The sequence below is a fragment of the Oscillatoria salina IIICB1 genome, assembly GCF_020144665.1.
GTDB lineage: Bacteria > Cyanobacteriota > Cyanobacteriia > Cyanobacteriales > SIO1D9 > IIICB1.
In genome coordinates, this window is sequence record NZ_JAAHBQ010000020.1 from 43,348 (window position 1) to 65,996 (window position 22,649).

The window sequence follows — 22,649 nt, forward strand, 5'->3', positions numbered from 1 at the left end:
TAAACTGGCTATATAGTTAACTTAAACTACCGTAAAATCGACACCGAAAACAAAATCGTTGTAATCTAAATCGCCGCCATTAGCACCATCTTCAAAACCAACTTTATTGTCTCCCAGCAAAGCTACTTGGTCAACAATACCTGGATTTGCTTCGCGGAAGGGGAAGTAAGCGGTTTCACCATCAACGAGGAAGTAAGCTGCATACAAACCTGAGTCTAGCTCTACAGGATTTGTCCCATTTTCACCTAACTCGACGACACTTTGCGCGATCGCGGCTTCTTGATAACCGGTATCCCCCGGTGCAAGCAAATTACCCGATACTGGATCTTGGACTCGTCCCGATTCATCAGCTAACTGATACAATCCTGCACGATTGTCTAAACGAGATTCGGTGCTGGGGAAGACGGTAAACTCTGCTAACGCCTTTTTCCCAGTGGCTAAATCCCGTAAATCAAATACTTCTAGTTGTTCATTACCTTGTAAAATTGCTCCCAGAGGGGTTGCTTTATTCGTGACTTCGACTTTCACGGTTAAATCGTTAAAGTCGCGATCGCCGCCGCCGAATTGGTCTTCCCAGTTTAAAAGATAGGCGCTATTGCCCAAATCTTCCACTTCTAGGTGGTCGAAATTGTCTTGATTTCCTCCTGGTGCAAAGAAGATATTGCTGCTTAAATCCTCTCCTAGAGCCAACTCAGCCAACACTGTATCGGTGGTTCCATCCGTAACCATGTAAAATCCTAGCAAGTCATTAGTTTGGAATTCTCGAATCGTCATCGGAGACTTACAATCTTGTAAACCCTCACCAGCAAGCGCAGAAAAGATTACTTGTGAGGAATTTAAAGCAGCTTCTAAATAACCTCGATCTCCTGGTAAAAAGTCAGTTACTTCGTCTCCGTCAACATCGATACCACCGTTAAGATCGTTAAAGACAAACACTCCTATTTCATTCGTTACCGCAGCGTCGTAGATTTCTTCGAGGGTAAATTTCAGGTTTGCTGTCCGTCCGATTTCTCCTTCAATTTGGAAGATATTGTCATTGTCCTCCAAGTTATTTAGGGTAATACCTAAGTCAGAAATATCGGTATCGAAATCAATTTTGAAGACAATATCGTTGTAATCTTCCTCACTGGTAGCTAAGACATCTTCAAAACTAAAGGTATTATCTCCTAACAACAAAAGTTGGTCAGTTTCATTAGGATTTGCTTCTAAGAATGGGAAGTAAACATCGCCATCATCGGTGAAAATATAAGGAGCATATAATCCTTCCCGGATAAATTCGCGACCAGTTCCCAACTCCCCAAATTCAAATTGTGTTTGAGAAAGCGCAGCGCGTCTGTAACCGATTTCTCCTGGTGCAATCAGATTACCAGTAAAGCGATCGCGTACCACCCCCGATTCATCTACTAAGCGATACAAACCAACTTTATTCTCTAATAAAGACTCGGTACTGGGTAAGACTTCTGCACTGACGCGGATGAATTCGTTCGAGGTGACATCCCGGACATCAAAGACTTCTTGTTCTTCCTCACCCTGGAGACTCGCACCCAAAGGACGATTTTCCGTAGTAATCTCCACATCTACCACAAAATCGTCAAAATCGCGATCGCCACCACCAACAACATCTTCCCAATTTAAAGTATAAGAACTGTCAGTTATATTCGTAACATTGAGATGATCTAAATTGTCAGGATTCGCTGCAACTGAACCGAAGAAAACATTACTTGTTGGGTTATTTCCAGCCGCTAAAGCAGCTAAAATGCTATCTGTTGTTCCATCTTGAACCAAATAATAACTCAATAAATCTCCGATTTGAAAATCGCGAATTGTCATCGGAGGTTCGCAATCTTTCAAACCACCAGGAAGCGCGGAAAAGACTACTTCTCCACTTTGTAAAGCAGCAGCTAAATACCCCTCATCATCAGGAGTTAAATCAGTTACTCCATCTCCATCGAGGTCAATTCCCCCTTCTGTGTCGTTAACTCGAAATACTCCTAATTCATTGATTAAACTTACTTCCGTATCTTCATCCAGAGTATACTTAATCCGCGCAACTACATCAGCAGGTCCATCAATTTCAAAGACATTATTTGGATTCGGAGTAATTTCAAAATCATCGAGACTAACAACAGTTAACTCGTCAGTTGTCTCATCTTCCCCAACATTTCCTGCTTCATCGATCGCTGTTACCTCAAGATTATAAGTATCAGGATCGAGAGAAATATCGATTGTATCATCCGGTAGCGTCCAAGTACCGTCACCATTATTAATCGCTTCGTATTCGACACCATTAACTGTGACAATCACCGTCGCATTTGGATCGTCAATTGTCCCTGTCAATTGAGGAGTTAAATCGAGAGTAGTTAAGAAATCTACCGTTACCGTCGGTGGAATTAGATCGATAATTAGTTCATCTTCAGTAGGATCGTTAACCGTCGTATTTCCCGCTTCATCGATCGCATTAACCACGATATCGTAACTACCGGGATCTAAAGGAGTCTCAATCGTATCATCCGGTAGCGTCCAAGTTCCGTCACCATTATTAATTGCTTCGTATTCGACACCATTAACTGTGACAATCACCGTCGCATTTGGGTCGTCGATTGTTCCCGTTAACTCTGGAGTGCGATCGCTAGTTTGCAGAGGATTTATAGTTACCGTTGGGGGAGTAGTATCGACAACTAACTCACCAGAAGTATCAGCAGTATCAGTATTCCCATCGCGATCGGTAGCAACTACTTCAACATCATAAGTCCCTTCCGGTAAAGGAGCGATCGTATTATCCGGAATTGTCCAAGTTCCATCTCCATTATTAATTGCGGGATAGTCTACACCATTGATGGTAACAATCACATCTGCATTGGGATCGTTAACCGTTCCTGTTAACGGAGGAGTATTATCTCCTGTAACTAAGGGATCGATTGTCACCTCTAAGGGTGCGATAATCGTCAATTCGTCGTCAGTATCATCTTCTCCCGTATTTCCTAAAGGATCTGTTGCTGTTACCTCAACATCATAAGTTTCATTGAGGAGAGGAATATCGATGGTATCGTCGGGTAAGGTCCAAGTTCCATCTCCATTGTTAATTGCAGGATAGTCTACACCATTAATTGTCACGACTACATCTGCATTTGGGTCATCTACAGTTCCGGTTAATTGTGGGGTAGGATCTTCAGTCGTTAAAAAGTTGACTGTTACTTCCGGAGGTGTGGTATCGATGGTTAACTCATCAGTAGTCTCATCTTCCCCTGTATTTCCCGAAGGATCTGTCGCGGTGACTACAACATCATAAGTTCCATCTTCGAGTGGAGCGATCGTATTATCTGGAATCGTCCAAGTTCCATCTCCATTGTTAATTGCAGGATAGTCTACACCATTAATTGTCACAACTACATCTGCATTTGGGTCATCTACAGTTCCGGTTAATTGTGGAGTTGGGTCATCTGTAGTTAAAGGATTAATTGTAACTACTGGTGGTGTGGTATCAGTTTCATCATCAATAATCGTACCCGTTGCTGGTTCGTCATCCAAACGAACATTGACTGGATTAAACAAACTGATGGTAAAGTCTTCTGAGGGTTCTTCTAGTTCGTCGTCTAGAATCGGTACGGTAATTGTGACAGTGGTTTGACCTGCGGGTATATTAAGCGTACCGGAGGTTGGGGTGAAGTCTTGACCTCCTGTAGCTGTACCGTTGTTGGTGGTAAAGTCTACACTGATATCTTGTTGGGATGGTGTATCGAGATTGAGTGTAAAGGTAATTATTCCATCAGTTTCGTTAACGATGACGTTAGGATTCTCGAAAGATAGCGTGGGTGTCGCATCATCGTCGATAATTGTTGCAATCCCAGTATTGTCACCAAATCGCGCGTTATTGCTAGGGTTAGAGAGATTAAGATTAAAGGTTTCGTCAGCTTCGTCAATCCCATCTTGTAAAATATCAACGCTGACAGTTGCGGATGTCTCTCCTGGAGAAATGGTTAAGGTTCCAGTAGTAGGAGTATAGTCATTATCCGCGATCGCGTCTCCATCTGCTGTACTAAAGTCTACTGTAACTGCTTGGGAGATTGCTTGGTCGATACTGACGGTAAAGTTAGCGACTCCATCTGCTTCGTTAACAATAATATCGTCAATCGCAATCTCGACAGGTAAATCGTTATCAACAATTGTACCTGTTGCTTGTTCGTCTTCGATCCGAACGTTGACTGGATTGGATAAGCTAACGGTAAATTCTTCTGCTGGTTCGTCGTTTAAATCTTCTAAAATCGGGACGGTAATTGTCGCGGTGGTTTGTCCTGCGGGTATATTAATTGTACCGGAGGTTGGGGTGAAGTCTTGATTACCTGTTGCTGTACCGTTGTTGGTGGTAAAGTCTACACTGATATCTTGTTCGGATGGTGTATCGAGATTAAGTGTAAAGGTAATCGTTCCATCAGCTTCGTTAACGACAACGTTGAGATTCTCGAAAGATAGCGTGGGTGTCGCATCATCGTCGATAATTGTTGCAATTCCGGTATTGTCACCAAATCGCGCGTTATTGCTAGGGTTAGCAAGATTGACACTGAAAGTTTCGTCTAGTTCGTCAATCTGATCTTCTACCAGATTAACGCTAATTGTCGTTGCAGTTTGACCTGCGGGAATAACAATCGTACCAGAAGCAGTTCGATAGTCATTTTCGGCGATCGCGTCTCCATCTGCTGTGCTAAAGTCTACTGTAACTGCTTGGGAGATTGCTTGGTCGATACTGACGGTAAAGTTAGCGACTCCATCTGCTTCGTTAACAATAATATCGTTAATCGCAATCTCGACAGGTATGTCATTATCGGTAATTGTTCCGACACCTCGATCGTCTACAATATCTGCATTTGTCGCATTGGTGAGATCGACGGTAAATGTTTCGCTGGGTTCGTCGATGGTATCCTCTAAAATGGGGACGCTAATTGTTGCTGAGGTTTCACCTGCGGTAATCGTAACACTACCCGAATTAGGAGTATAGTCAGCAGACGCGATCGCACTTTCATCATTGGTTGTAAAATTAACGATGACATCTTGGGATGTTTCCCCGGTTAAGCTAACTGTAAATGTCGCTTCTGCGTCAGCTTCGGAAACAGTTACGTCATTGATACTTATTTCTGGTAGTCCGTCATTGTCGTTAATTGTCGCAGTTGCAGTATCGTCGCTAAGATTAACGTTACTCGGATTATCTAATTGAATGCTAAATGTTTCGTCAGGTTCGTCGAGATTATCGTCTAAAATCTCCACCGTAATTGTAGCTGTCGTTTGACCTTCCGGGATGAACAGAGTACCAGAATTAGGCGTAAAATCGTTATTAGTTGCAGTTCCGCTTACGGTAGTAAAGTCTACACTAAGATCTTGTCCGCTTGGTGCATCTAAGTTAACGGTAAAGACAGCGACACCATCATCTTCATTGACAATAATATCGTCGATCGTTAAATTCGGTTTACCATCATCATCTTCAATTGTCGCAGTACCAGTATCGTCAACGATATTAGCATTACTCGGATTAGCTAACTCGACGCTAAAAGTTTCCTCAGCTTCGTCAAGATTATCGTCAGTAATCTCTACCGTAATTGTAGTGAAAGTTTCACCCGGAGCGATCGTCACAGTACCAGAATTTCCGGTAAAATCTGCTTCTGTCGCACTTCCGGTTACTGTAGTAAAGTCTACCGTAATCTCTTGTCCGCTTGCTGCGTCTGAGGAAACGGTAAAGACAGCGACACCATCATCTTCATTGACAGTAATATCTTCAATAGTCAGATTTGGTTGTCCGTCGTTGTCCAGAATTGTCGCAGTACCAGTATCGTCTGCAATATTAGCATTACTCGGATCGCTTAACTCGACGGTAAAGGTTTCGTCAACTTCATCCAGATTATCGTCTAAAATCTCTACAGGAATATTAACTGATGTTTGTCCTGCGGGAATGACTACAGTACCGGAAGTTGGTGTAAAATCACCATCACCTGCACTTCCGGGTGCTGTGGTATAGTCTACACTAACATCTTGTCCACTCGGTGCGTCTAAACTAACGCTAAAGAGAACATCTCCATCGTCTTCGTTAACGGTAAGATCGTTGATGCTGATATTTGGTTGTTCATCATCGTCGGTAATCGTCGCAGTCGCAGTATCATTAGTAATCGTTGCATTACTGGGATTTTCTAGTTGAATGCTGAAAGTTTCATTCAGTTCGTCAAGCAGATCGTCTACAATCGGTACGGTAATTGTTACCGCAGTTTCTCCAGCCGCGATGTTTAAAGTACCGTTGGTCGGAGTATAATCGTCCTCGGTTGCTGTTCCTGGTACGGTGGTAAAGTCTACGCTGACATTTTCAGAACTTGGTGTATCTAGTAAAACGGTAAAGACAGCTACCCCGTCACTTTCGTCAACTGTAATGTTGTCAATGCTTAAACCAGGTAGTCCATCGTCATTGACAATTGTACCCACACTTTCATCTGCATTCGGGTCAATAGTCGCATCACCAGTAACGCTATCTAAATTGACAGTAAATGTTTCATCGGGTTCAAACGTGGTATCACCGTTAACTTCAACGGTAATTGTTTGTGTCGTTTCACCTACGTTAAACGTGACACTACCATCATTATCGAGATAATCACCATTAGCAACTGTAGCCGTTCCATCATTCGTCGAATAATTAACTGTGACTGGTTGCGATACAGGTGCAGACAATGTAATTTCAAAAGTATAGGCTGTAGTTCCTGTATTTCCTTCGTTTTGAGAGATAGTAGGGGGAGTTATACTAACTAGAGGTTGGTCATCATCGTTGAGAATTGTCGCAAGACTATCATCTGCATTAGGGTCAACGGTTGCATTCCCGGTAACGCTGTCTAAACTTACAGTAAACGTTTCATCGGGTTCAAAATCTGTATCACCATTAACTTCAACGGTAATTGTTTGAGTTAAGGTTTCACCAGGGTTGAAAGTTAAACTACCGTCGTTATCGTTGTAGTCACCATCAGCAACCGTAGCTGTACCATCATTAGTGCTGTAGTTAACAATAACAGGTTGCGACGGATCTGCCGAGAGCGTAACTTGATAAATATAGAGGGTAGTTCCTGTATCTCCTTCGTTTTGGGAAATAGTCGCGGGACTAATACTGACTATTGAGGGAGTTACATCATCATCAATAATTGTAGCTGTTCCGGTGTCATCGGCGATCGCTGCATTATCTGCATTATTTAAGCTAACACTGAAGGTTTCGTCATCTTCGTCTAAGGTGTCATTAATTACAGGAATTGTAATTGTCGCAATGGTTTCTNTACGGTAATTTCTTGACTACTTGCGGTATCTAAAGTAACTGTAAAGACTGCTTCTCCATCTATTTCAGAAACAGTTACATCATTAATATTGAGATTTGCTACATCATCATCGAGAATAGTTCCAGTACCTAAACCATTAGCTAAATCTGTACCATTTTGGGTAGATAATTGAATAGTAAAAGTTTCTGTTGCTTCGGCTAAAGTATCATCAGTGATATCAATAGTAATTGTAGCTGTATTAGTTCCAGCATCAATTGTAAAACTTCCCGAACCAACAACATAATCATTACCCGCAGTTGCGGTGTCATCACTAGTAGCAAAGCTAAAATTAACAGGTTGAGGAGTACTGCTATCTAAGGAAACAGTAAATACTAATTCACCGTCGGTTTCTGAGACAGTAACACTATCAATACTAACCTCAAGTGGAGCGCCGGAAAATTCTGAAGTATCGTTAGTATTAAGATTAGTTGCAGTTGCCGTTAGGACGGGTAAACCCACAGGTAAGGTAGCAGTATCAAATTCAAATTCGGCGATTCCATTTGCATCAGTTGTGACATTTTGTGCTAAAATAAATTGTTGTCCTTCACCGGCTCCGAGCGGATCTTCGGTAGCATTGGCAAATAATTCGATGCGGAAATTGGTATTAGGTAAACTGTTGAGAATGGTGGTAACAATTGTCCCATCTTTAAGAATTAAAACTGGAGCATTCTGAAGGTTATTCGCTCCTGTATCGCTATCATCTGGGTCATTTTCTGTGATGCCATCGCTAGTAAGGTCGATCGCTAAATCACCATTATCAAAAATACTATTAGTGGAAATTTCGTTACCAGTACCACCAAAAACTATCACACCCTTATTAGTATTGTTGGCAATAGTATTTCCTTCGTCAGTTCCTGTACCTCCAATAGTGTTATTGGAACCAAGAATTTGTATCCCATCTCCACCATTACCTAGGGGGTCGCCATTGATATCTGTACCAATTGAATTACCTTGAACGATGTTGTTGCTTGCAGGAGCTAAAACCTCAAAAATACCCACCCCAGAACCAGTATTACCGGAGAGAATGTTTTCGGCTCCGTCTGCGGTACCACCTACGGTGTTATTGCTAGCACTGACGATAACTATTCCAGCACCATCATTAGCGATCGCTGTTGTACCATTAAGATCTGTACCGATTAAGTTACCTTGAATGGTGTTGTTAGCAGCAGTTCCGTTGTTACTACCAAGAATTACTAATCCGTCTAAATTTCCGCTTAAACCATTACCCGAAATGAGGTTGCCTTCGCCTGGATTAACTCCTCCAATTAAATTACCATCGGTACTGCCAGTGGAACTGTCCTCAAATCTACCAATATATATTCCTTCTCGCTGATTACCAAGTCCAACTGTACCTGTTATGTCAGTACCGATATAGTTACCTTGGACAATATTATCATCAGCGTTGCCATCGCGATAAACAATCGATAAACCTGTTAATTGATTACCGGAAATCAGATTACGTGCGGCATCGATATCACCACCAATGGTATTGTTAGAAGCGTTTTCCAGACGAATACCATCTCCTAAATTACCGATATCGCTGGTACCGTTAAGGTCGGTACCAATATAGTTTCCTTGGATAATGTTACCAGTTGCACTTCCTGCACTAGCCGAGATAAAAATACCAGCGACTTCGTTTCCAGAGATAATGTTGCGATCGCCAGGATCTGTCCCACCAATTGTGTTATTATTCCCCTCAAAGATAAAGACACCACTGTTTCCGTTTCCTTGTGTTGTCTGTCCATCTACGTCTACACCGAGGTAGTTACCGCGAATAACATTCCCATCTCCTTGAATTTCAATCGCGCTACCGCTAAATGTGCGCGTGGGGGGAGAACCATTAGCGTCGTTAAAGTTAATAATTGCTAATCCCTGGACAGTGCTATTATCGGCTTGAATTAACAAAGCGTTGGGAGCTTTATCATCTACATCGTTGGGTATTTGACTACCGTCGAGGACAATTTGGATATTAGCATCGTTCCCGACTGCTAAAGTATTTTCACTTGACCCAGGTTGAGTGTAACCGTCGATGGTAACAGTTTCAATAATATCGTCTAATGCTGTTTGTAGCTGAATTACATGAGGACCTGTCCCAGGAATATTAAACTCGATTGTATCTGCTACACCGTTAGCATTAGCATCAGCGATCGCTTGTCTGAGTGAACCTGCACCTGTATCGTTGGTGTTAGTCACTATAAATGTCGCTAAAACACCTGCATACGCTTCGGTTGTAGCTGAGTCAAATGCTAGGGGTGCGGTAATTTTACCTGTCGTTACTGCTAAATTCCAGTTACCACCAAAAGCAGCGTTACCTGTAACATCGACAGAAGCAGCAATTTTGGCTTTGGTTAGTTCTTGAACTCGCCAAAGTAATCTATCTGACAACTTGGCTACGTTACAACCATAAAGCAAAATCTCGCCCTGTTCAACTAAGGCTTCGCCCCATTTTTTGATTTGAGAGGTATATTTTTCGATTGTGTCTAGGGTAAGCTTTTGATTGCCTAAATACAAGCAACCTGGGGAACCGTGAGAGACAATGTGAATGCTGCTAATGTCTCGATAATTTGCCAGTGTTTTTGCTATTTGTGCTACCCCGTCTCTATCTTTATCTAGAAGAATGATTTCTGTATTTGGGATTACACCAGCAACCAAATTTTGATAGTCTTCTACTGCTTGGTCGATGAATACAACTTGGTTTACATGGCTTTTTGCTGACAGAATAATATTTTTTAACGATCCTGGCATAATTCGCTTTTCCCTTTGGTAGACACGGAATTTACACGCCCGTCGTTGAATTTCGGACGATGAAGATTAACTGAATTTTTCAAACCTAAATTAAGTTAACACACTTTTTCCTTATTTATCTTTATAGAAAAAATTTTTTACATTTTTGCTGATGGTTTATTAACTTAAAATTATTGAGCTTTGAATTGTACTCTACCTTCCGCAATAAATTTCCGATAAGTTCGCCATTTTCCTCTCGTAAATAAATAATATTTAACTTAACTAAAACTTTTAATAGGGAGATTCACAAAACAATTCTTCACAAGATGTGAAACTGAGCAGCCAAATGAAATTTTTCTGCTCAACTTAGCTAAGACCAATGTCTATGAAGTAGCAGTTAATATAGGTCTACGAGATAATCCCATCTACTTAAAGAGACGTAGGCTTAGACCGTCATTAGACATCATATATTCGCTCAACCACTTCCGAGCTCATTTTACCTCGCGGTTTCCTCAACTGTCCAGTGATGGGGAGGACAAATAATCCCTTTTTCTTCTTTGGCTGCACGAATTGACAACGGATAAACCTGCCAGTGATAATCGTAGGTAGAAGCCCAATTTTGCTCGTAAGCCCCCACATCTATATAATATTGTCCGGCATTTAAGTCAAGTCTCTCAAGATAGAGTTTAATTCGTCCTTTTCTGGCAATTTGCAGCGATAACTCTGTTGCTGATGTGTGAGTATCGTAGCAAACTAAACCATCTACACGACTAATTTTTACCCCAAAAATTGGGTTATTAATCTCTTCGTTAGCCCGGTATTCAAGAATTATTGCTAAAAAAGTTCCACAATCGATTGCTGTTACTAACTCTCCAGCTAGATTCAATAAATTAACTTCAATTATTTCTAATTTTAAGGAACCAAAACGATTTTTCCCAATGCTTAACTCGCTTATCTCTGTAGTGGTGACAGCCGGATTTTGTTCTTTGATTTGCTGTTGAGTATCTTTGTCTATTTGAGGAATTTTACTCAGATAAATTTGCGGATGAACTATTGACAATTGAGCCAAACTAGTATCTTTAATTTCCGCAGCTAAGCGAGGATACTGGGAGAGAGAATTTCCTGGCAAAAAAACTAGCAGATTTTGTGCGTACCAAGGTTCAATTCGCGGATTATCCCAAATCTTTCTGCGCAAACAATCTATTACTTGAAAACCACGCTGTTGAAACAATTTTAACCAATAATCTGCCCATTGTTCGTTAAGATGTTCCGTTCCTCCTTGATAAGGTATAGCCGCAGAGAAAACAATAATTTCTCCTAGTTTAGTCAGAGAATCTATGAAAATTTCCGCGTCTGATTCGGGGAGATGTTCGGCTACTTCTAAAGACAAGACCAAATCGAAGGTTTTGTCAAGATGTAAAGGCTGTTTTAAATCTTTAGCTAAGAATTTTTCTGGAGAGATTTGTAACATTTCTGGTTTGAGATAATCTCCATCGATTCCTAAATATTCAGTAATCCCATTTTCGGCAAAAACCGATAACCAAGTTCCATCACCGCAGCCAACATCGACAACAGTTTGCGGTTGAATTAAATCTAAAAGTAAAGGAACAATTTCTCTGGCTGATTGAAGAGAACCTGCTTGTAATTCTGTAAAAAATTCTTGGTTATAAGGAGTTGGGGATGACATAATTAATTGGCACCTATTTTAACTAAAATTGCTGCTTGACTGGGAACAGTCAAATTAACTTGACCTTGAGTAATATTTGTGCTATTAACTATTTCGTCTCGGTGTTGTTGACTAAATTCCCAAATTGTGCCAATTCCCTCGGTGAAAAAGTCAGAAAAATCGGCATTAATAGGATAAGATTCTTGACTACTATTAATCACAAGGAGATAAATATCGCTGTTATTATCTTGAGTTGCAATCGCTATTAAATCGCTGTTGCTAGTGGAAGTTACCCAGGTTTTTTTCCCTCCTTGTAAGCCGCGTATTCCCATTCGTAAAGCATAATAACCGAGACTGCGTTTTCCCTCGGCGGAAATGAGTCCGCGATATATTCCTGACTGTCCCCAATCGTAGAGGGAAAAAACATGACTACCGTAAATATAATTATCGCCCGGAAGAGAACCACGCAGCAAATTTTTTATTAAATTAAGCGCGAAATCTAGATTTTCGTAATCAGTTTGATAAGTTCCCCATTCACCTAACCAAATTGGCGAGTTAGCATGAATAGTGGAATTCATCCAAGTATGTACTTGCTGAGTATAAACAGAAATATCGGCTTGGTAATCATGAATATTAATACTGTCGAAATAAGTCGGGATTTGCTGTAAAGCGTCGAGTACCCAAGTGCTATTTTCTATGGTGACAGGGGCGTGGATGTGATAGTTTCTGTTAGGTAAATAATTTTTGTAGACAAAATCAAGAGCATCTTTGGCTACTTTTACCAATTCAAAATAATCAGCTTGGTTTCCTCCCCAACCTTGAGGACGATTATCAGGTTCGTTATGAATTTCAAACTCGTCAACTTGATAATCATTGCGGACATTTAACCAATAAACTGTGGCAAAAATATGTTCCCACCATTCATTCCAATCTGCTTCATTTCGGGGTGGATTGAGTTGTAATGCCCAGGAGGGATTCCAAGCGTCATCGGTGTTGCGTAGAGTTACAACTGGGCGAATATTTGCTTGTTTTAACTGACTAAAAATTGTTCTGGCGTTACCTTGCCAAGTGTCATTTCCTGACCACCAATAGTCGCTGTTATTTGGTGGTTCGGTCATAATTTTGTCCCACCAATCCCAGTTGATAATGTTAGGATTAGCTTTAATTTCGCTAATTGTTGGTTGTCCGTAGATACCGTCATCGTCTTCTGCTTCCCAACGGGACATTCCGCCATAAATCCGATAAGTATTGATGCCTAAATCTTGTAAATCTTTGATGTCAAAGTTGACGTTACCTTCGACAGCGCCAATGTAGCGGGTACTAACGCCCATTGGTTGCTTAGAAATTGCAATAGTTACTAGGTTTTGGGCGTTGACATGAAGAAATGAGTTGAGAAGTATGTAGGTTAAAATACCTGTTAAAAAAAGTAGCAATAACTTTTTGAAGTACATTTGAGTTGAGATTTAGCGTTGGACTAATGAGGGAGAAAATTCCCAATGTTGGGGTGGGTTGAGAAAGCCTTTTTTGCTGATGCTAGAGTTAATTAAGAGGGGATAAACGCGCCAATGATAGTCATAAGCGTAAGCCCATTTTTGTTCGTAAATTCCAACGTCAATAAAGTATTTGCCACCATTTAAGTCTAAGCGTTCGAGGTGGAGTTGAATCTGTCCGTTGGTAGAAATTTCTGGTAAAGTTAAATTCATGGCTTCGGTGTTGGTATCGAGACAGGTTTGTCCGTCTTCGCTATTAATGGTTACGCCAAAAATAGGTGCAGAAATGGTTTGGTTGGGTTGATATTCGATGGAGATTGTGAGAGATTCGCCGCTTTTTATTTCAGGTTGTGGTAAAATACGGACATCGATGATTTCAATTTCTTGGGAACCGAAACGATTTTCATTGACTCGCAATTCTACGCCGGATTTGGTAAACTGAGGTGGTTTGGGGGGAGTGAGTTTTTGGGTTTGGGAAATCATTTCGCTTTTGTATTGTCCGGTAACTATTTCTGGTTCCCCATAAGCGACGATTTTACCTTGTTTGAGCCAAAGGGCGCGATCGCATAACTCCTCGATTTGTTCGGGACTGTGAGATATTAAGACTATGGCGCATCCTTGGGCTTTTAATTGGGAAATTCTCTCTAAACATTTGGCTTGAAACGCTAAGTCCCCCACGGAAAGAAATTCATCGACTAACATTATTTGGGGATTTGTATACACGGCTACAGAAAATGCTAACCGCATCTGCATTCCTGTACTATAAGTGCGGACGGGATTATCGATAAAATCGTTTAACTCGGCAAATTCGACAATATCTGCAAAACGTCTGGTGACTTGCTGACGAGTTAAACCTGCAACGACACCTGTGACAAAGACATTTTCTCTTCCGGTTAAGTCAGGAGAGAAACCCGCACCTAAATCCAGTAATGCTCCGATTCTACCATTAACTTTCACTCTTCCCGCATCAGGACGAGTAACGCCGCCGATAAGTTGTAGTAAAGTTGACTTACCTGCACCATTATGACCGATAATTCCCAACATTTCCCCAGGAGACACGGTAAAACTGATATCTTGCAACGCCCAAAAACGTTCCACTGCTTGCATTCGTCTTAACCCAGACAGCGCTGCTTCCATAATTGTACGCGGTCGGTCGGCATGATAGCGAGTGTAGCGTTTGCCCAGTTTGCGGACAATAATAGCATCTTTCATAACTCCTCTACAAAGCGATCGCTCTGGACGCGAAAAATATACAGTCCCACAGGTAAAAATATTACTGTGGCTATTCCTATAATTAGCAAAGCTTGCCAATCTGGTGCAGTGCCGTAAATTAAAATATTACGATAAGCGGTGATGAGATGTACCATCGGATTAAGGTTATATAAAGGTAAATATTTGGCGGGTACGTTGTCAATTTGATAGAAAATTGGCGTGAGATAAAAAAATAGTTGTAACAATACGCCTAGGGTATGTTGGGTATCGCGAAAAGTTACATTAATGGCTGCTAAGATATAGGCCAAACTGACGGTGAGTAAAAATTGAATTGTTTGCAAGATGGGCAGGAAAAATACTATTAGTTTTAACTCGACATTATCGATGAGGAGAAAGACGATTAAAACTGGGAGGGCGAGAAGAAAGTGAATTAAACCTGTGGTGGTAATTACTATTGGTAAAATTCCTTTGGGAAAACCGGGTTGGCGAATTAAGGGACGATTGGCGATAATTGCCCCAGTTGCTTGAAATAAGGAATTTTGGAACCACGTCCAAACTAATAAACCTGTAAAAACATAAGATGAGTATTGGGGGATGTCTATGGCGAGGACTAATTTAAAAATAAAGACGAAAACTGCTAGTTGGAGGAGGGGGTTAATTAATGTCCAAGCGATTCCTAAAAGCGAACGTTTGTAGAGTAGTTTTATGTCTCGACTTACTAATTCTCTGAGTAAGTCGTAAAGGTAGGTTAGTCGCCATTTGGGTGAGGTTTGGGGTGATTTCATTGGGTAATTTTGCACGCAAAGACGCAAAGGCGCTAAGGGGTTTGGGATGAGGTTCTTCCTTGTTGGTTTACTCTTTGATATGATTGCCAAAGTGCTAAGGGTCCGAGGATGTTTCCAGTTATTTCCAGTAAAGATAGGGAAATGGGATAATCGTTCCAGCCTCGGAGTCGGTGGTAAATGCGTTTGAGGTGGTAGCCGGGGAGGTAGAAGAATAAGTTGGGTAGTACGCGCCAGTCGCGATCGCGTAATAATGTTGTTAGTTGATAGGATACGAAGCCTTTTGAGTAGTTGTAGAGTTGGCGGCGTAATGCTGACATATCTTGACGGTGGCGATGCCAAACATAGGCTGCTGGTTCGTAGATAATTGTATAGCCTGCTTTGAGGATTTTGTAGAATAAATAAATGTCTTCGCCGACTCCCGAAGGCATTCCCGGACCGAGGGTTTCGTCCATTAAACCGATTTCTGGGTCGTGGAAGATTTTCGCACGAAAGGCGGCATTGGCTGTACCGCCTAATTCCCAAGTCGGCACTACGTGCAATGGCGATCGCTCAAACCATTCGCTACTTACTTCAAAATACTCGAAACCGCGCCCTAAACCACCATATTTTTCAAATAATTTTTGGGATTCGGTATCTAATTTTAAAGGTAGAATGTTCCCAGTGATACAGATTACGTCGGCGCGGCTGAATTTCGCGATTAAATTTTCTAGCCAGTCTTTCGGCATGGTAACGTCGTCGTCGGTGGTAACGATAATTTCGCCACTACTCGCTAAAATGCCTGCGTTACGCGCGTAAGCTACTCCTTGACGGGCTTCGCTAACTAATTTGACTTTAGGAAATTCGGCGACGACTGGGGGGGTGATACCGGAGTCGGGATGGTTATCGACGACAATGATTTCTACCGGGTGGGGGGAGTTTTGCGCGACTAAGCAGTTTAAGCAGTTACGCAAGTCTTTCGGGCGATCGTAGGTTCCGACTAAAATTGAAACGGAAACGTGGGCTGGTAATTTGGTGTTTGCTGCGGCTTTTTTCGGTTGATAATGTTGCTGTAAGGTTGTTACTGCTTGACTCCAGAGTAAATCTTGACTGATTTGAGCAGATCCTGCGAGTAATTTTAAACCGAGATTAGTTACAATTGCTTCAATTAAGCGAGTTGTGCTAATTATTTGGTAATTGTTGGTGATGTCTGCGCTACCGAGAGGTTTGCCTTCCCAAGTACAAAAAATATGCACGCTTTGGTAGTTGGTTATCTGGGTTAAGGGTTGAATTGCTTGTGTTAACTCGATTGTGACGACACCAGTTTGGTTTGTTTGCCAATTGTCGTTTTGAGGATTTTCCCTAGGGACGCGATCGGGGATAAAATTACCTTGAGTTGCGATAATTTGGGCTAAATTTTTCTTGGCTTGGGGATAGCGAATTAAACCAATCAAACAACCGCGCAATTCTGCCCAAATCAACTCTCGTGGAAACTGCGTTGGATGCAACAACGATATTAATAAACGCTTACAATGCCAAGTTAATAACCAAGTTATACCCAAACGAACAAAAGAAAGTAATTCTTCTGGATACGCCATTATTGCACAAACAAAATAAGAGAAAACGCTACCGTTATTAATAAGTTGTTTTTTCAGTTGATTGTATTCTCGGCGGTGACGGTGGCGAATTAAGGCTTTTGGTTCGTAAACTAAGGGATGTCCGGCTTTTAAAATGCGAAAAAACATTTCTAAATCGCCAGCTCCATTAGTAATGGTTCCAACATCTAAAGCGGGATCGAAATAACCCACTTGCTCAAAAATTTGACGGCGATAAGCCATATTTGCACCAGTACCAAAGTTACCTGTTCCTAATAAATACCAAGGTATTTTTTCTCCTTGTTTAACTCGATACCACTTGGTTGCAAAACCTTTACCAAAACCACCTTGTTTCTCAAATAAAATTTGCGCTTCTGTTTCCAGTTCGTAGGGGACAACTAAGCCTGTAACTGCCATTACTTCGGGGTTTTTAAGAAATACTCGAACTAAGTTTTTTACCCAATCCGAATCGACAATTACATCGTCATCAGTATAAGCAATTATTTCCCCTTTTGCTTCAACAATCGCCCGATTTCTTGCCCAGTCTAAACCGGGACGAGGTTCGCAAACGTAGCGATATTGAGGATATTTGTCTTTGACTAAATTTTGGGTGGCGTCGTTACTAGGGGCGTTGTCAACTATTAAGATGTCTAAATTGGGATAGTCTAGTTTAGTAATTGCTGATAAACATAAATCTAAATCTGTTGCGCGATCGCGGCTACAAATTGCTACTGTTATTAAAGGTGATTCTCCCTCATTTTCTGCTGGTTTGATCTCAAATAAATCTTCTAAACGTAAACTATTTAGGTGGATTTTTGTCGCTAAACCATTCTGCAATAAATGTTGGATAATTGTCCAACTGTGTTCCTGTAAAATTATTTTACTTATCGTTTCTGCTGGACAAATATCGTTAGTAATTGGTAAATCTACATAGCCAATTGGTACGTTATGCAAACGCACTAATCCTTTGATTGCTTTGTAACCTTCTAAACCGACAATAGTTTCTAAAGGACGGTTTAATTCAATGTCAACAACCTTGATTGGATACAACATCAACTATTTTTCCTTATAACATTAGCAGCAAGCGGTGCAAGCTATTTCCTACTAACAGTTTGAATTGTATACTTAGGTATTTTTTTTGTAAATCTGTTAGCTTAATGCGGCGTTTTTTGACTTTATTTTGTTTGGGTAATTCGGGAGAGTAAGGTTTCTTGCCAAACCAAATTTCCCTAATTTTTTTACTTGCAATAAATAAAATACTTTTGCTTGCCATTATATACAAACCGTAGCGAAAAATTGGTGTCAAGGGATCGATTTTTACAGATTTATACAGCCAAAATAAAGTTTCCCCATGTTTGCCAAAATTACTACTTTGTCTCGCGAGATACATATAAAAACTACTGCTAGACAAGCGATACAAAGTGCCAGAAATTTCTGGGTGTTTGGTGCGAAAATCTTCTAACATTAAACTGTGAGATTTTGCCATACCGCTATAGTTACGAGACATACTGCCTTGTATTTTACGATAACCGATCAGAAATTCTGGCACAACCAGAAATTGATAACATTCGGCAATGCGTAAATATAAATCCCAATCTTCGCATCCTTGAGCATTTTTGGCTTTTAATTCCGTGCTATAACCGCCAACTTTGTCGAAACAAGTTTTGCGAATTAAAGTCGCACTTGAATTGCCAATAAAATTATGGCATAATAGAGTTTTATAGACATTTCCTTCAATTTGGGCAGCGCGAAAATCTCCGGTGGGTAAGTTATTTTCATTGATATCGATCGACCAAGAATAAACTAAACCCACTGATGAATTAGCATTGGCTAATAATTGTACTTGCTTGGCAATATTTTCCGGATACCAGATGTCATCTGCATCGATGGGAGCAATAAATTCTCCTTGTGCATGAGCGATCGCTAAATTTCTGGCTGCGGCTACACCAGCATTTTCTTGTTGTAACAAGATCGCGCGATCGTCTCGCATAACAAAATCTTGGACAATTGCTGCGGTGCGATCGCTGGAACCATCATCAACAACGATAACTTCTAGATTAAGATAAGTTTGGGAGAGAACGGAAATCAAAGTTCGTTCGATAAAAAGTTCTGCATTATAAGCAGGAATAATGACGGAAACTAAAGGCGACAGATGACGAATATTCATGAGAAAAAGTCCTCAGCGAGCTAATATTTATGTGAGTTAGTTAAAGAAGGTAAACCGTGGCGTTTTTGATGCCAATTCCAAGCATGAGTTATCATTTCTTTTAGATGGGGATATTCAGGTTGCCAACCGAGGATTTGGTAAGCTTTCTCAGCACTACCGACTAAAATAGCGGGATCTCCGGGACGGCGATCGCATTTAATCGTCTCGATCTTATTTCCCGTTACCTCTTTTGCTGTCTCAATGACTTCTCGCACCGAGAAACCACTACCATTACCCAAATTAAAGACTTGACTTTGATTTTCTTTTCGCAGATACTCTAAGCCGAGCAAGTGCGCCCTAGCGATATCCACCACATGAATGTAGTCGCGGACACAAGTGCCATCAGGTGTGGGATAATCAGTACCGTAGAGACTAATTGCCTCGCGCTTACCCAACGCTGTCAGCAACACCAAAGGAATTAAATGAGCTTCGGGTGAATGATCTTCTCCCAATTTCCCTGTCGGATCTGCCCCAGCCGCATTAAAATAACGGAAACAAACATATTTCAAATCGTAAGCACGGTCAAAATCTGCTAAGATTTTTTCGACCATCAATTTGCTAATTCCATAAGGATTGATTGGGTTTTGTACGCAATCTTCTGTAATCGGGACTATTTCAGGTATACCGTAAGTAGCACAAGTAGAAGAAAATACGAATTTCTTTACCCCGGCTGCTATCATTGCTGACAAAAGTGCTAACGTTCCGGCGACATTATTCTGGTAATATTTAGCAGGATTAACTACCGACTCTCCTACATAACCATAAGCCGCAAAGTGCATGACGGCTGTTACAGAATAAGTAGTAAAAATTTCGTTTAATAACTGGCGATCGCTGATATCTCCAACAATTAATTTAGCTTGTAAAACATTTTCAACTAAATCGCGATGTCCATATACCAGGTTATCCAGGATAATTACCTCATAACCTTGCTGTTGCAACGTCTGCACCGCATGGGAGCCAATATATCCCGCTCCCCCCGTCACTAAAATTGTTGGCTGTTCTTGCTTCATTTTACTCTTTGTCAGCACCAAACTACGATTTTTTTTCCAGTCTTAGTATAGTCAACACTTTGTCCAGTTTATTTTCCGAATATCTTGACCAAATCTTCAAATATACACGCAAAATTAAAGTTATTTTGCAACTGTCAACCGAACTATGCTAGAAGAATTACGCATTTCGATAGTTACAGAAAGGTATAATAAGTTTTCTTGTTCATTATTTTTCTGTAGTATTTCCCTACACAAGTTATTTATTTTCTTCAAGACTAATATATGACAATTTCATTGAGAAGTATGTGCTTGCGGTCACAAATTATTCTTTCCTCAGAAATTAATTGTTAACTATTAAATACTAAGTTGCGTCCCGACATAGTGTCCTTGCAAGGTGATAATAATCTAGAAAAATGTCGTCCTTTGCGAAGCGAAGGATGAGGAAAGATGAAATGAAGCTGCATTTGACGATAATAATTACTACAGCTAATTTCAGTTTTGATAGTGAGGGCTGAAGCCCTCACTACAAACTAATTTAAACTTCAACAGTTTCTCGTGCTTTTTCTTGTAAGTCAATAACTTCACTTCCCAGAGAATCTTCACCAGTAATTAAACGCGCACCGCGTCCGCGAGTAAAGTAGTTCCAACCCCACTGAAGCATGACGATTAACTTGTTATCAAATTCAATCAGGAAGTAAATATGAGCAAATACCCACATTAACCAAGCCAAGAAACCGGAAACTTGCAAAAAGCCTAAATCAACTACAGCTTTATTTTGTCCAATTACTGCTAGTTTTCCGTAATCTTTGTAACGGAATGGCGGTAAAACATCACCTTTAAGTTTTGCCTGAATTAATTTAGCTACATATTCCCCTTCTTGCATGGCTACTGGGGCAATTCCCGGTAAGGGTTTGTCTCCTTGATGAGGAAAATTAGCTAAGTCACCAATAACAAAAATGTGAGGATTTTCTGGTATACTTAAGTCAGGTTCAACGATTACTCGTCCGGCGCGGTCTAATTCGGCATTTGTACGTTCTTGCAAGACTTTACCCATTGCTGAAGCTTTGACACCAGCCGCCCATAAGATTGTTTTGGCGGAAATTTGACTTAAATTTTCGCCTTGGCGAACGGTGACGATATTGTCGTTAATATCAGTTACTAATGTGCCTGTTTCTACTTGTACTCCTAACTTAGTTAAAGATGCTTCAGCTTGGGCGGATAATTCTGGGGGATAGGGTGGTAAAATGCGATCTAAGCCTTCGAGTAAGAGAATTTTGGCTTCGGTGGTATCGATGTGACGAAAATCTTTTTTCAGCGATCCGTGAGCAATTTCTGCGATCGCGCCAGCTAATTCTACTCCCGTGGGACCGCCACCGACAATGACAAATGTTAGCCAGGCTTGACGTTTTTCGCGATCGCGTTCTTTTTCTGCGGCTTCAAAGGCTAGAAAGATTTTCCGCCGGATTGAAAGTGCATCTTCAATTGTTTTTAAACCTGGTGCAATATCTTGCCAATGTTCGTTACCAAAATAATGATGGCTGACTCCGGTAGCGATAATCAAAGTATCATAGTTAATTTCGCCATTTTTCAGGATTACTTTTTGCTGTTGGGAATCGATATCGGTGACTTCTTCCAACAACACTTGAGTGTTTTTGTTTCTTCTTAAAACTAGGCGCAAAGGTGAAGAAATATCCGCCGGAGATAAGCTTCCAGTAGCAACTTGATACAACAAAGGTTGGAATAAGTGAAAATTCCGCTTATCGATTAATGTTACCTTGACAGGAGCGCTACCTAATGCTTCTGCCGCATACAAGCCGCCGAAACCGCCACCGACGATAACGACGTGATGAGGAGATTTTTGCTCTACCATTTTTTGAGTTCCTGATGCTAGGGTTTTTACTTTTCTTTACACCAGGATATCGAGTCAGGGACAAAATGGGGGTAGTTATGGTTACAGGCGATCGCTAAATCATCGCGTCTTTCCCCAATAACCAGATTAAAGTGAATCCAGTCAAGCCGCCAGCGATCGCCCAAGCGACACCTAAACCGACAACATCTGCTAAAAATAAGTTAGTAGCGAGGCGCAAAACTCCACCATACGCCCAACCTAGAGATAATCCTACCGCCCAAGAGACAACACTAGCCAGAATCCACAACCAAGATAAGGATATTTGTTTAGCGAGGATTAACCATTGGGCTATCCCTAAACAAATTCCTACTTTAGCCCCATGAATAGCACCATAAATTAATCTTAAATCTATTTGCAGAGTTCTGGGCGCAATCCAACCCACCGCACCGATTTTTACAGTTTCTAGTAAGCCCCAAATTATTATACTTGTTAACAACCACAACCAAGCTTTATCGATTCTTCGGTACAAAACCAAGGTTTGAGTTAAGCCAACTATTGCCCCACCGCTTAAAGCTTCAACTATGCCAAGATCTGGTTTTTCGCCAACTTCAATTAATAGCAAACTGAGGAAAAAACCGCCGAGAGTTGCCAAGATCCATTGCAACCAAAAAACGCAACTTGTTTTCATTTTTTTCTTTATCTATTGGAATAAATTTGTTAGTAGTTAGGACTTTAGTCCTCATAAAAAAGCACTAACTACGAACATAAATTTGTTAGTAGTGAGGACTTTAGTCCTCATAAAAAAGCACTAACTACGAACATAAAT

11 protein-coding genes are annotated in these 22,649 nt (G+C 40.9%); all 11 read right to left on the reverse strand.

The genetic code is table 11. The features are described from left to right. Positions 1 to 21: 21 nt before the first annotated feature. The 11 genes from G3T18_RS25730 to G3T18_RS07770 all read right to left on the reverse strand — a co-directional run bounded on the left by G3T18_RS25730 (position 22) and on the right by G3T18_RS07770 (position 22,511). Positions 22 to 7,284: a Calx-beta domain-containing protein gene (locus tag G3T18_RS25730; RefSeq protein ID WP_318013941.1), complete on the reverse strand. Its 7,263-nt coding sequence runs from the start codon at positions 7,282 to 7,284 to the stop codon at positions 22 to 24. Continuing rightward, the gene (locus G3T18_RS07725; RefSeq protein WP_224409967.1) at positions 7,260 to 10,076 is read right to left on the reverse strand and encodes a DUF4347 domain-containing protein; all 2,817 of its coding nucleotides are present in this window, start codon (positions 10,074 to 10,076) and stop codon (positions 7,260 to 7,262) included. The genes G3T18_RS25730 and G3T18_RS07725 overlap by 25 nt, the downstream gene beginning before the upstream one ends. A 475-nt stretch (positions 10,077 to 10,551) precedes the next feature. Then, entirely contained in the window at positions 10,552 to 11,742 is a 1,191-nt protein-coding gene (locus G3T18_RS07730; RefSeq protein WP_224409968.1) for a Wzt carbohydrate-binding domain-containing protein, read from the reverse strand. Between the two features lie 2 nt (positions 11,743 to 11,744). After that, a complete protein-coding gene (locus tag G3T18_RS07735; RefSeq protein WP_224409969.1) occupies positions 11,745 to 13,172 on the reverse strand; it encodes a hypothetical protein in 1,428 nt (475 codons plus the stop codon). A gap of 12 nt (positions 13,173 to 13,184) precedes the next feature. After that, positions 13,185 to 14,423, reverse strand: coding sequence for an ABC transporter ATP-binding protein (locus tag G3T18_RS07740; protein WP_224409970.1), 1,239 nt, complete (start codon positions 14,421 to 14,423; stop codon positions 13,185 to 13,187). Continuing rightward, a complete protein-coding gene (locus G3T18_RS07745; protein ID WP_224409971.1) occupies positions 14,420 to 15,208 on the reverse strand; it encodes an ABC transporter permease in 789 nt (262 codons plus the stop codon). Before G3T18_RS07745 ends, G3T18_RS07740 begins: the two co-directional genes overlap by 4 nt. Before the next feature lie 32 nt (positions 15,209 to 15,240). Continuing rightward, on the reverse strand, positions 15,241 to 17,832 hold the full coding sequence (locus G3T18_RS07750) for a glycosyltransferase family 2 protein (RefSeq protein ID WP_224409972.1): 2,592 nt from the start codon (positions 17,830 to 17,832) through the stop codon (positions 15,241 to 15,243). 13 nt (positions 17,833 to 17,845) lie between these two features. Continuing rightward, the gene (locus G3T18_RS07755; RefSeq protein WP_224409973.1) at positions 17,846 to 18,946 is read right to left on the reverse strand and encodes a glycosyltransferase family 2 protein; all 1,101 of its coding nucleotides are present in this window, start codon (positions 18,944 to 18,946) and stop codon (positions 17,846 to 17,848) included. A gap of 20 nt (positions 18,947 to 18,966) precedes the next feature. Then, entirely contained in the window at positions 18,967 to 19,995 is a 1,029-nt protein-coding gene (gene galE, locus G3T18_RS07760; RefSeq protein ID WP_224409974.1) for a UDP-glucose 4-epimerase GalE, read from the reverse strand. A 514-nt stretch (positions 19,996 to 20,509) separates the two neighbouring features. Beyond that, complete coding sequence (locus G3T18_RS07765) at positions 20,510 to 21,844, reverse strand: NAD(P)/FAD-dependent oxidoreductase (protein WP_224409975.1); 1,335 nt, start codon at positions 21,842 to 21,844, stop codon at positions 20,510 to 20,512. 94 nt (positions 21,845 to 21,938) lie between these two features. Further along, a complete protein-coding gene (locus tag G3T18_RS07770; protein WP_224409976.1) occupies positions 21,939 to 22,511 on the reverse strand; it encodes a hypothetical protein in 573 nt (190 codons plus the stop codon). Positions 22,512 to 22,649 lie beyond the last annotated feature (138 nt).

Bases quoted from the DNA above. Each gene is read 5' to 3' on its own strand.
- G3T18_RS07730 (WP_224409968.1), bottom strand. From the start codon at position 11,742: ATGTCATCCCCAACTCCTTATAACCAAGAATTTTTTACAGAATTACAA.
- G3T18_RS07735 (WP_224409969.1), bottom strand. From the start codon at position 13,172: ATGTACTTCAAAAAGTTATTGCTACTTTTTTTAACAGGTATTTTAACC.
- G3T18_RS07740 (WP_224409970.1), bottom strand. From the start codon at position 14,423: ATGAAAGATGCTATTATTGTCCGCAAACTGGGCAAACGCTACACTCGC.
- G3T18_RS07745 (WP_224409971.1), bottom strand. From the start codon at position 15,208: ATGAAATCACCCCAAACCTCACCCAAATGGCGACTAACCTACCTTTAC.
- G3T18_RS07750 (WP_224409972.1), bottom strand. From the start codon at position 17,832: ATGTTGTATCCAATCAAGGTTGTTGACATTGAATTAAACCGTCCTTTA.
- G3T18_RS07755 (WP_224409973.1), bottom strand. From the start codon at position 18,946: ATGAATATTCGTCATCTGTCGCCTTTAGTTTCCGTCATTATTCCTGCT.
- galE (WP_224409974.1), bottom strand. From the start codon at position 19,995: ATGAAGCAAGAACAGCCAACAATTTTAGTGACGGGGGGAGCGGGATAT.
- G3T18_RS07765 (WP_224409975.1), bottom strand. From the start codon at position 21,844: ATGGTAGAGCAAAAATCTCCTCATCACGTCGTTATCGTCGGTGGCGGT.
- G3T18_RS07770 (WP_224409976.1), bottom strand. From the start codon at position 22,511: ATGAAAACAAGTTGCGTTTTTTGGTTGCAATGGATCTTGGCAACTCTC.